The sequence below is a fragment of the Mesorhizobium sp. P2_C7 genome, assembly GCF_056404515.1.
The window spans coordinates 388,823-400,461 of the sequence record NZ_JBFUDW010000003.1 but is presented as its reverse complement, the minus strand read 5'-3'; the positions used below and the strand labels follow the sequence as shown (position 1 = coordinate 400,461).

Below are 11,639 nucleotides of genomic sequence, written 5' to 3'. Positions count from 1 at the left end.
AAGCGACCGCCCCAGCCAGAAATCTCCACCCGTCACCGATACCGCGCCTGGTTCCATTTGTGGCCGAGCAGCGACAGGATGATGATCAGCCCGTTGAAGAACTGCACGTAGAAGCCGCTCAGGCCCGCCGCCACGACGCCGGTCTGGATGAACGACACGGTGACCGCACCGATGGCGCCACCGACGACGGTGCCGATGCCGCCCCAGGTCGGCGTACCGCCGACGAACACCGATGCCAGCACCGGCAAGAGATAGCCGTCGCCGGCGGTCGGCCACCAGGTGAAGTTGATCATCACCGAGAAGGTGCCGGCGATCGCCGCACCGATGCCGACGAAGACGAATACTTTCACCCGCACACGCTTGACGTCGATGCCCATCTGCTGGGCGCTGTCGGGATTGTCGCCGACCACCCTCACCTGCGCGCCGAAGCGGTGGCGGTTGTAGAGCATCGCCGACAATACGACGAAGGCGATGGCCCAGAATATCTGCACCGGGATGCCATAAACCTGGCTGGAGAAAATCTTATAGGCCCAGCTGTCGGCAAGGTTGGTCAGCGCCATCGACTTGCCTTCGTTGATGATCTGGATCAGGCCGCGCAGCAGGAAATTCATGCCGAGCGTGGCGATCAGCGACGACAGCCCGCCATAGACCACCAGGGAGCCCACCAGGAAGCCGAGCAGTATGCCGGTGACGAGCGCCGCCAAAATGCCGAGAAACGGATCGTAGCCGGCCTGCACGACCAGCGCGAAGACCCATGAGGCAAAACCCATCGTCGCCGGAAACGACAGGTCGATCTCGCCGCAGGTAACGACGAAGACCAGCGGCACCACCACGAACAGCGCGACCGGCAGCGTGGTCAGCACCGAACTGTAGAGATACCAGGTGGTGAACACGGTCGGGTTGGCGATCATGAACACCGCCATCATGACGATGAACACGCCGAGCGTGCCGAGCGAAGCACGGTTGTCGAGGATGAACCCGCGCAGCCATTGATCGGATGGGTGTCTCCACTCCTTCTGTGGGCTGGGAATGGCGGTGGACGGCTCGTGCAGATCGGGTTCCATGGTCTTGCTCATCGCACTGCCCTCTCGGCGTCGCCGGTGTCGTGCAACCCGGCCAGCCCGCCGGGATGTGCGACATCCTCCATGAAGTTGATGAGGTCCTCGGCCGACTTGACCTCGCTGCGGTCGGCGGTGAGCGCGACCTTGCCGCGATCGAGCACCACGAAGCGGTCGGCGATGTCGAAGACATGATGGATGTTGTGGCCGATGAACAGGATCGAGCGGCCGCTCGCCCGCACTTGGCGCACGAAATGGAAGACCTTGGCGGTTTCGGTCAGCGACAGCGCCGTCGTTGGCTCGTCGAGGATGATCAGTTCCGCCTGCTTGTAGATGGCGCGCGCGATCGCCACGCCCTGGCGCTCGCCGCCCGACAGTTGGCCGACGATCGACTGCGGCGTGAACACTTTCGAGGTGAAGCCGATCTCGCGCATCAGCCGGCTGGCTTCCTCGATCTCCTTGTTGACCTTCAGCCAGCCGAGGAAGCCGGTGAGTTCTCGGCCCATGAAGATGTTGCGCACGATCGTCTGCTGCACGGCCAGCGCCCGGTCCTGGAACACCGTCTCGATGCCCGCGTCGCGCGAACGCGCCGCGCTCCATCCCGTCACCGCCTTTCCGCGCACGAGAATCTCGCCGCTGGTCGGCCTGACCACGCCGGACAGGATCTTGATCAGCGTCGACTTACCGGCGCCATTGTCGCCGATCAGGCCGACCACTTCGCCCCGATCGACGCTGAGATTGACCCCGCCCAGTGCATAGACCTGGCCATAGGACTTGCTGATATCGCGCAGTTCGATGATGCGTTCGGCCATCGGATCCTCACCTCTGTTGTCGCTGCCAGCGTCTCTGCCGGCGGTCCTGCCGGCCGGGCTCAGCCCCGGCCGGCAGCTTGGGAGGTCAGCGCAGTGCCTGCTTGGCGAGTTCGGCGACGATCTCGTAATTTTCAACCGTGACGAAGCCGGCGCCGGTGTCGACATTCATCGGCGCCAGACCGAGCACCACCTGCTGGCAGAGGCTGAGGATCGGCAGATAGCCCTGCAGGAACGGTTGCTGGTCGGCCGTCAGCTGTACCCAGCCGCCCTTGAAGGCCTCGACGATCTGCGGGCTGGTGTCGAAGCCGAAGTTGAAGATGTCGCCGGCCTTCCTCCCTGCGGCCTGCATGTATGTCGGCACATTGCCGAGCATCTGCCCGCCGGGATAGCCGACCGCCTTGACGTCGGGATTGTTGAGCAACGCGGCGGTGATTAACGGGATCGCGAGATTCGGATCGGCTGCCCATTCGGTTTGAGAATTGATTTGAATGACATCGATGCCGGCCTCTTTCAGCGCGGCGACTGTCCCACGCTCGCGCGCGCCCCGACTCTCATTTTCGAACGGGCCGATCATGATCGCCTTGTCGCCGGCCTTGAGCTTGGCCAGCTTGAACGCCTCGGCGCCGAGCGCGCGGCCCTGCTGCTCCTGCTGGGCGCCGACATAGCCGCCGCCGAACGCCGCCGTCACCGTCGGCACCGGCACGTTCTGGTACATCATCTTGATGCCATCCTTATGCGCCTGTTCGGCCAGCGGCATGATCGCCGCGTCGCCGGGGTGGCCCATCATGGCGATGCCGCCTGGCTTGACCGCGACCGCCTCGCGCAATTGCTGCACCATCTTTTCGACGTCCCAGCCGGAGAAGATGTAATCGACCTTTGGTCCGAGATCGGCTGCCGCCTGCTTGGCGCCATTGTAGACGATGGTGCCGAAGGCGTCGCCCTCGGCGCCGCCGACGAAGAAACGGATGTGGACGTCCTTGCACCATTGGGCGTCGAGCGCCTGCGCCGGCAAGGTCGAGATCGCAGCGGCGAGCGTCGTGGCGGCGGCCACGATGGTCGAGCGCAGAAGTGTCCTTCTCATCGTCATGCTCATGCACTTATCCTCCCTTTTTTCCCTGGCTAGGCCGAGGGGTTTTCGACGATCGCTTCGGCAGTGCGCCGCAATCTTGGCCAGCCGGCACCTCCCGCCGGCTCGCTCTCACACCGGGTTAGGCAGGTAGCTGGCACCTCCCCGGCATTGCTTCAGATAGTCCAGGGCGCGTACCTGCCCGGTGATCTCCAACTCGTTGCGATAGACCGGATCGTGCCAGCCCTCGATGTCGATGGCGCCCTTGTAGCCGGCCAGCCGCAGTTCGCTGATCACCCGCGTCCAGTCGCTGTCGCCAAAGCCCGGCGTGCGCATCTGCACGAACGGCAGCCGGCCGAACACGCCGTGTTCGCGGATCACATCCCAGCGCACCGTCGCGTCCTTGCCGTGGACATGGAAGATGCGCGGCGCCCATTTGCGGATTTGTGGCAGGGGATCGATCAGGTAGACGAGTTGGTGGCAGGGCTCCCATTCGAGGCCGAGATTCTCGTCTGGCAATTCATTGAACATCAGCTCCCAGGCATCCGGATTGTGGGCGATGTTCCAGTCTCCGCCAGCCCAGTTGCCGTCCATGGCGCAATTCTCGAAAGCGATGCGCACGCCCTTGTCGGCGGCGCGCCTGGCCAGCGGACCCCAGACTTCCTTGAAGCGTGGCAGGCTGTCGGGCAACGGCTTGCCACGGAGGCGGCCGGTGAAGCCGCTGACGATCGAGGTGCCGAACAGATGCGCGTTGTCGATCACCGTTTCCCAGGCCTGGAGCACGCCGCGATCGACTTCGCCGCTCTCCAGCGGATTGCCGAACACGCCGATCGAGGAGACCGTGACGTCGGCATCGCCGATCGCCTCGCGGATCTGGCCGGCAAGCCGCGGCAGATCCTTGCCGCCCAGCGTCTGCCAGAAGAAGGGCTGGATGCACTCGAAACCGAGCGGCAGGATCGCCTTGATATAGGCGGCCGGGTCATCGAGATTGGCCCGCACCATGGTGCCGATCCTGATGTCGAGAAGCGGGTTTGGCATCACTGTCCTTCCTGCGAAGAGATCGTCACCCGGCGCCCGGTCTCGGCGCTCTCGATAGCGCCGAAGACCATGGCCAGGCTCTTGATGTTATCGGCGCCGCGCGTCTCCGGCTCGGTGCCGGTCTCGATCGCGCGTATGAAATCCTGGATGATGCCAAGATGTCCGCCGACGCGGTCGGCGGGATCGAGCGGCGGCACGGCGATCGGCTCGGTACGGTCGAACAGGCCTTCACGGGCTGGCAGGACGACCTCGGCCTTCAACTCGTCATTGCCGTCCCAGACCAGGCTGCCGCGCTCGGCGACGATGCGCCATGTGCTCTCCCAGCTGGTGCGAAAGCCGGCGGCGCACCAGGAGCCGGCATAGGTGAAGACCTTGCCACCGCCGAGATCGAAGACGGCGCTGGCCGATGATCCCTGCCGGTACCAGGAACTCGCCGGCTCCCATTCCTGGCAATAGACGCCGGCCGGCTCGCCATTCACCATGTAGCGGGCGGCGTCGAAGGTGTGGATCGCCATGTCGAGCAGCAGGACGTGGGCCATCTCCTCGCGAAAACCGCCGAAATGCGGCGCGACGAAGAAGTCGGCATGGATGCTGGTCGCGGCACCGATGGCGCCGAAAGAGAGAAAGCGCCGGATACGCCTGACATTGGCGACATAGCGGCGGTTCTGGACGACGGCATGGATACGCCCGGCCCGGCGCGCGGCCTCGACGATGGCGCGCGCATTCTCGGGGCTGTCGGCGAGCGGCTTTTCCGTCAGGAGATGGCAATGATGGGCAAAGGCCGAGAACGCGACCTCACGCCGGGCGGCGGGAACCACCACATCGAACACTGCGTCCGGCCTGGTCTGGTCGAGCACCGCGTCGAGGCTGGTGCCGGTGACGGCGCTGGTGAGGTCGTATTCGCGCGCCCTCGCCTTCGCCCTGTCGGCGTCGAGGTCGACAAGGCCGACAACGGAAAGCCCGTCGATCTGCCTCACGGCATCGAGCCACTGCTTGCTCATCGCTCCGCAGCCGGCCAGGACGACATTGATCATCCAGCACTCCTCCTCCGCTCGGTCCCTCCAGACCGATCGTCACGGCATTCACGGCATGGCCGTAAACGTTTTTCCGTAAACGTTTACGAGAACACACCCGAAGGTGTAGAATGTCAATTGGTCGCTCGCAAAAAGTTGTCTTGTCGCCTTGGCCTGAGCGCTTACCGGTGCTAGCCAAGCAAGGGGGAGAACAGTCACTTGGCGTCCAGCATTCATGACCTTGCCCGTCACCTGAACATTTCGATCGGCACCGTGTCGCGCGCCCTCAACGGCCGCGCCGACGTCAACGCCGACACGCGCCAGCGCGTGCTCGAGGCGGCCAGGACGCTGAACTATTCGCCGAACCAGTCCGGCCGCAGCCTTCGGCAGGGCGCCACCCATTCGATCGCCTTCATGCTGCAGCCGCATCCGGGTGACCAGCAATATGGCGAGCCGTTCTTCATTCCCTTCCTGATCGGGCTGCAGGCGAAACTCGCCGAGAGCGGCCTCGACCTGATCGTGGTCATGGGCGCGCCGGGCGACTACCAGCAGGAACGCCTGCGTCGTGTCGTCGAGACACGCCGCGCCGATGCCGTGGTTCTGGCCTGGACGCGGCGCGAGGACGAGCGCATCGACTATCTCACCCGGGTCGGCTTCCCGTTCGCCACGCTCGGTCGCAGCCGCTCCGGAGCCAAGTCATACCCTTCGCTCGATCTCGATTTCGAAAAGGCCGGTGCCGACGCGGTCGACCGCCTGGTGGCGCGCGGCCACCGCCGCATTGCCGCCATCCGCCCGTCGCTCGATCTCAATTTCGCCTATCTGTTCCTCGACGGGTATCGCAAGGCCTTGCGGCGGCACGACATCGAAGTGGACCCCGAACTGATCGCGTCCGGCTTCATCAACGAGGCCGGCGGCTACGAGGTGACGCCGCAGGTCATGCGCTCCAAGGACCCGCCGACCGCCATCATCTTCAACAATGACGCGATGGCGCTTGGCGGTTGCAAGGCGCTGGCCGAGATGGGGATCAGGCCGGGGCACGACATGGCGGTGACCGTCATCGTCGACACGCCGCTCTGCCGTTACTTCTCGCCGGCGCTGACCGCCTTCCGCCCTGCCCTGGAGCCGATGGGTCAGCGGCTCGCTGAAATGCTGCTGGCCTCGATCCCGGCCTTCGCCGGCCCGGAGGGTCCGCGGATCATGCGCGAGGTCTGGCCGCTAGAGCTTGTGGCGCGCGACAGCGATTGATCTGGCCGAAAGCAGAGTCAGATCGGTCGCTACCTATCAGGCCTCAATCCACCTTTTTCTCACCCCTCTCGCCGGCCTTGACGATGTCGCCCGTGGTGAACAGGATTTCCTTCAGTTCCGCCCGCCAATCCTTTTTCTGGCGCAGCAGGAATTCGAGATCCATGCCGAAATGCTTGAACTCCTCGCCTTGCGCGTTCTTCATGATGGCGCGGGCCTGCGGGTCCTTCTCCACCGAGATGCGCTGTTCGTACCAGCCTATCGCTTCCGCCTCCTCGATCAGCGAGGTGATCATGCGGGCAAAGGTCCGCACCTTCTGCGACAGTTCTTCAGGCGGTTCGTGATACTGGTCGAATCCCATGTCGTCCTCCGTGGAGCCATCTCACAGAATGCCCGGGATCGACGCCGGTTCCGTATCATCGCTGCAATTCCGCCAATGCCCTCTGCAGGGGCGCCGGCGAAATCTGGATCGGGCCGGAGAACGGTATGTCCATATCCAGGATGAGGTAGATCGCACCGGCGATCAGCACGGCCGAAACCACGAAGGTCGAAACCGTGATGGCGTTGCGTGGTGCCCTGAACCCGAAGCTGGCGAAGATCAGCACCAGCCACGCAACCAGCATGGCGATCAGCGGCGCAGGGATCGTGCCCTCCGACTGCTCGATCAGAATCCATCGCAACTCCACCACTTTCTGCAGACGCTGACCGGCATCCTGCAGAAGGGCGCTGTGCGCCGCGTCGGCCGGCTCCAGCGCCCTCAGCCGGGTGCCGATCTCCGTCAGCAGATGTTCGGACAGCCGGTTGGCGACGACCGGAGTTTCACCCGTCGGCGAAGCGTCGCCCGCCACCCTCTGCACATAGACGACCAGCAGCTGGCGCGCCTCGTCGGTCTCCGGGCCATACTCGCGCAAGGTCCTGTCGAGCAGGATCAGCTCCGTCGCATAGTCGTGCACGTTGTGATCGATCGATTCGAACGTGTTCTTGGCCGAGTTGATCATCAGGCCGAGCACCAGCGAGGTCATGACTCCAAACAGGTTGGCGGCGAGCCGAACCACATTGTTCGTATCTTCGTCGCGATGTCTGACCGGCAGCCTGGGCCAGATCGCCATGCTGGCCAGCGGCGCCGCTGTCAGGCACAGGAAGATCATCACTGCGATCAAAGCTTCGCGCATGCGCCCATTTCTGCACGGGATGCGCCGATTGCCAATGACCCCGGCACCGATCACGTCGCGAAAGCTGCGTAACGCGTCTTGCGCGACTGCGCCCGCCCTCAGGACACCGGTGCTGCGCCGCCCTCTTGCGTGCGCCGGGCGATGAACGCGTCGAGGACGCCGGCGGTCGCGATAGCCGATTCCGGCGGCACGAAATCGGCCAGCGCCCGTCTCCAGACACCGGTGGCGCGCTCGCTCGCCGTCTTCGACCCGCCTTGCGTCCAATTGCCGAAATTCGACCAGTCGGCGACCAGCGGTTCGTAGAACGCGGTGCGGTAGCGCGCCATGGTGTGGCCGGCCGAGAAGAAGTGACCGCCCGGCTGTACCTCGGCGATTGCCTCGAAGCCGATGGAATCGATGTCGCCGGGCGTCGGGGCGCAGAGTTCAGCCACGGTCTGCAGCGCCTCGATATCGGTGACCAGCTTCTCGAAGGAAACACTCAAGCCGCCTTCCAGCCAGCCGGCGGCATGGATGCACATCGTCGCCCCGGCCAGCACCGAGCCCCACAGCGCGAATTGCGTCTCGTGCGCCGCCTGCGCGTCCGAAATGTTGGCCGCACTGCCGCCGCCGGACCGCCATGGCAGCCCGGTGAAGCGCGCCAGTTGGCCGGCGCCCAGCGTCGCCTTGACATGCTCCGGCGTGCCGAAGGCCGGCGCCCCGGATTTCATGTCGACATTGGAGGAGAAGGAGCCATAGACGACCGGCGCGCCGGGCCGCACGATCTGCGCCAGCGTCAGTCCGGCCAGCGCTTCGGCATGCTGCAGCGTCAGCGCACCGGCGACCGTGATCGGCGCCATCGCGCCCGCCAGGCAGAAGGGCGTGATGACGGAGATCTGCCCGGCCATGGCGAAATCGATGATGCCTTGCGCCATCGGGATGTCGAGCTGGCGTGGCGAGTTGGTGTTGATGACGGTGTAGCAGTGCGCGCCGGCAAGGAATTCGTCCTCCGACAGGCCGCGCGCCAACCGCAGCATCTCGAAGCCGTCCTCGACCTGCGGCGTGCCGCGCGCGAAGACGAACGGAAGCTTGTCGGAGAGCGTCAGCTGGGCACGGTTGACCGCATAGTGGCGAAAGCGGTTGTCGACGTCCTGCGGCTCGATGCAGGGTCCCAGCATATGCAGCACATCGAAATGCTGCACCAGCCGTATCAGATCCTCGAAATCGGCCAGCGTCCCCGGCCTCCGGCCTCGCTCGAGATCGGTGACGTTCGGCGCCCCGCATCCGGCCAGGAAAGTCATCGAGCCGAGTTCGAGCGTCAGATCGCGAGTGTGAGCACCGCCATGAGCATGGATCGACTTCGGCGCCGAGGCCAGTGCCGCCGTCACCATATCGCGGCCGATGCGCACCATGTCGGTGTCCGGATCGACCAGGGCGCCGGCGTGGGCGAAATGTTCACGCGCCTGCGGCAACAGCACCTTGATACCGAGCTCTTCCAGCACGCGCAGCGCCGTGTCGTGGATGGCGGCAACCTGATCATCCGAAAAGATCGGCTGCGGCAGGAACGGGTTCCTCAGCGAACGGTAATTGGGGCGGCGGCTGGTTTCCGAGCCGGCTTCGCCCGTCCGTCCACGCCGGCGCTCGCGCCTGCTGTCACGTGCCGCGTCATCCATCAGAAATCCTCCTCATTGCCGCATCGCCTTGCCTTCGGGGTCGTAGGGCGAGGCCGCGATGACGCGCGCCGGCCTCTCCGTGCCGACGACATGCACCGAGAGCGCGGTGCCCTCGCCTGCGAAATCACGATCGACGAGCGCCAGCGCCAGGCTTTTGCCGACAGTATAGCCATAGCCGCCCGAAGTGACGAAGCCGACGCGCCGGCCTTGATGCCAGACCGGCTCGAAGCCGCTGGCGTCGGCGTCGATGGCATCGATCTCCAGCGTCACCAGGCATTGGCCGCTGCCGCCCTCCCGCTGTTTCAATGCCGCCTCGCGACCGGTGAAGTCACCCTTCCCAAACGCGATGAACCGGTCGAGACCGGCCTGATCGGGTGTGTAGCCCTGGGTGAATTCACGCGACCAGATGCCGAAACTCTTCTCCAGCCGCAGCGCATTCAGCGCGTAATAGCCGATCTCGGCAAGGCCGAGATCCTCGCCGGCGGCCAGCAGCGTTTCGCGCAAGCTGGCATGCATGGTGACCGGACAACTGATCTCGAAACCGAGCTCACCGGCGATCGAAAGGCGGGCAACCCGCGCGGGCACCATACCGATGTCGAATGCCCCGCAGGCCATGAACGGCAGTGCCGCGCCCGACACGTCCTGATGCGTCGTGCGCGCCAGGATTTTGCGTGCATTCGGCCCGGTCAGCAGGAAGCCGCTCATCGTGTCGGAAAGGTCTGTGACAGTGATCCCCTCCGCCGCATGGCTCTCGAACCAGCGCATGTGGAATTCCCTGAGATAGTACGAGCCCATCAGCCAATAGTCGCCGCCACCCCAGTTGATGACCGTGAGGTCGCCCTTCAGCCGCCCGTCATGGCCGAGCATCGGCGCCAGCCTCGCCTGTCCCGGCTTCGGCAGCCTGCAGGCAAGCAACTGGTCAAGCCATGCTTCGGCCCCTTGCCCCGAGACCGCATAACGCGCATAGGCCGAGATATCGACGAGACCGGCGGCACGCCGAACCTGCAGCGCCTCGTCGCCGACGATGTTGAAGGCGTTGGAACGCCGCAGCGTCGTGTTCTCGCGAAACCCCATCGGTGCGAAATAGGCCGGGATTTCCAGACCCCAGGACGCCGTCCATTCGCATCCCGCCGCCGTCATGCCGTCATAGGCGCCGGGGCGTTTCAGCGGCCGGCCGGCGGGTAGCCGCTCATTGGGAAAGGTCATGACGAAGCGGCGCGAATAGAACTGGCGCGTCGTCTGCCTGAGATATTCGCGGTTGGCCGCGAAGGCGCCATAGCGGGCGATATCCATGCCGAAGATGTCGGCCTGCGGCTCACCATAGATCATCCACTCGGCCAGCGACTTGCCGACGCCGCCACCCTGGCTGAAGCCGGCCATGACGCCACAGGCAAGCCAGTAATTCTTCAGCCCGCGCACCGGCCCGACGATCGGATTGCCGTCGGGGGTGAAAGTGAAGGCGCCGTTGACCCATTTGCGGATGCCGGCCGTCCTCAGGCACGGAAAGCGCTCATAGGCCTTGGACAGTTCCGGGCTGATGCGGTCGATGTCTTCCGGGATCAGCTCGATGCCGTAATCCCATGGCGCGCCATCCATGTTCCAGTGCTTCGGGTTCTGCTCGTAGACGCCGAGCAGCACGCCCTTGCGCTCTTGCCTGAGGTAGGAAAAGCCGTCGAGATCGACCGCAAGACCGAGTTCCTTGTCGAGAGCGGCAACCTCCGGAATGTCTTCGGTGATGAAATAGTGGTGCTCCATCGGCGTCACCGGCAAGTCGACGCCGGCCATGCGGCCGAGCTGCTTTGCCCATAGCCCGCCGGCGTTGACGACATGCTCGGCCACGATCGTGCCTTGCTCGGTGACGACATCCCAGTGCCCGTCGGCACGCGCCTTCAACGCGACCACGCGGTTGCGCAGGATCACGTCGGCACCACGCTTTTTCGCGGCGCCGGCATAGGCATGCGTCGCTCCGTAAGGGTCGAGATGGCCTTCGTTGGAATCATAGAGGCCGCCGAGCACGTCGCTGACATCGACGATCGGGCAGATCTCCTTGATCTCTTCCGGTGTCACCAGGCGAGCCGTTTCGATGCCGACCGACTGGAACACGGCCCAGGCCGATTTCAGCCACTCCCAGCGCTGGGGATCGCTGGCCATGTTGACGCCGCCCGTCATGTGCAGGCCCGCGTCCTGGCCGGATTCGGCCTCGATCTCGCGATAGAGCTTGATGGTGTAGTCCTGCAGCGCCGCGACGTTGGGATCGGCATTGAGCGCGTGGAACCCGGCCGCCGCGTGCCAGGTCGAACCGGCCGTCAGTTCGGCTCGCTCGATCAGCGCCACATCGCTCCAGCCGAACCGTGTCAGATGATAGAGCACCGAGGCTCCGACCACGCCACCCCCGATGACGACTGAGCGGTAGTGCGACTTCAAGGCTTCCCTCCCCGGTTAGTCCGAAGGCTGCACCATATACGCACTGGACATATGTGTCTAGTGCGATGCGCACACACCTCGTTTTGTCGACCTGAGCCTGAGGGAGTGATCAATTCTTTCGTGCGACCACACGTTTTTGTCGGCTTACAAAGAAGCTGACGGGGA

At 64.7% G+C, this 11,639-nt stretch carries 10 protein-coding genes; 1 reads left to right on the top strand and 9 read right to left on the bottom strand.

The features are described from left to right. Positions 1–32 precede the first annotated feature (32 nt). From AC1D2G_RS09635 to AC1D2G_RS09615, 5 genes are all read right to left on the bottom strand, one after another. Positions 33–1,076: an ABC transporter permease gene (locus tag AC1D2G_RS09635; RefSeq protein WP_477302085.1), complete on the bottom strand. Its 1,044-nt coding sequence runs from the start codon at positions 1,074–1,076 to the stop codon at positions 33–35. Then, the gene (locus AC1D2G_RS09630) at positions 1,073–1,870 is read right to left on the bottom strand and encodes an ATP-binding cassette domain-containing protein (RefSeq protein WP_095087031.1); all 798 of its coding nucleotides are present in this window, start codon (positions 1,868–1,870) and stop codon (positions 1,073–1,075) included. Before AC1D2G_RS09630 ends, AC1D2G_RS09635 begins: the two co-directional genes overlap by 4 nt. 85 nt (positions 1,871–1,955) lie before the next feature. Next, positions 1,956–2,963 (bottom strand): substrate-binding domain-containing protein, encoded by a 1,008-nt coding sequence (locus AC1D2G_RS09625; protein WP_095087028.1) that lies wholly within the window; start codon positions 2,961–2,963, stop codon positions 1,956–1,958. A gap of 105 nt (positions 2,964–3,068) precedes the next feature. Continuing rightward, positions 3,069–3,974, bottom strand: a complete 906-nt coding sequence (locus tag AC1D2G_RS09620; RefSeq protein ID WP_477302083.1) for a sugar phosphate isomerase/epimerase family protein — start codon at positions 3,972–3,974, stop codon at positions 3,069–3,071. After that, positions 3,974–5,008: a Gfo/Idh/MocA family protein gene (locus AC1D2G_RS09615; RefSeq protein WP_477302081.1), complete on the bottom strand. Its 1,035-nt coding sequence runs from the start codon at positions 5,006–5,008 to the stop codon at positions 3,974–3,976. The genes AC1D2G_RS09620 and AC1D2G_RS09615 overlap by 1 nt, the downstream gene beginning before the upstream one ends. 198 nt (positions 5,009–5,206) lie before the next feature. Between AC1D2G_RS09615 and AC1D2G_RS09610 the strand changes: the two genes are divergently transcribed. Beyond that, a complete protein-coding gene (locus tag AC1D2G_RS09610; RefSeq protein ID WP_477302079.1) occupies positions 5,207–6,232 on the top strand; it encodes a LacI family DNA-binding transcriptional regulator in 1,026 nt (341 codons plus the stop codon). A 43-nt stretch (positions 6,233–6,275) separates the two neighbouring features. Here the strand turns inward: AC1D2G_RS09610 and AC1D2G_RS09605 are convergent, their stop codons facing one another. From AC1D2G_RS09605 to AC1D2G_RS09590, 4 genes are all read right to left on the bottom strand, one after another. Beyond that, positions 6,276–6,590, bottom strand: a complete 315-nt coding sequence (locus tag AC1D2G_RS09605; protein ID WP_095087016.1) for a ferritin family protein — start codon at positions 6,588–6,590, stop codon at positions 6,276–6,278. 55 nt (positions 6,591–6,645) lie between these two features. Then, complete coding sequence (locus AC1D2G_RS09600) at positions 6,646–7,401, bottom strand: bestrophin-like domain (protein WP_477302077.1); 756 nt, start codon at positions 7,399–7,401, stop codon at positions 6,646–6,648. 98 nt (positions 7,402–7,499) lie between these two features. Further along, positions 7,500–9,053: a trimethylamine methyltransferase family protein gene (locus AC1D2G_RS09595; RefSeq protein ID WP_477302227.1), complete on the bottom strand. Its 1,554-nt coding sequence runs from the start codon at positions 9,051–9,053 to the stop codon at positions 7,500–7,502. 9 nt (positions 9,054–9,062) lie between these two features. Next, complete coding sequence (locus AC1D2G_RS09590) at positions 9,063–11,474, bottom strand: GcvT family protein (protein ID WP_477302075.1); 2,412 nt, start codon at positions 11,472–11,474, stop codon at positions 9,063–9,065. Positions 11,475–11,639 lie beyond the last annotated feature (165 nt).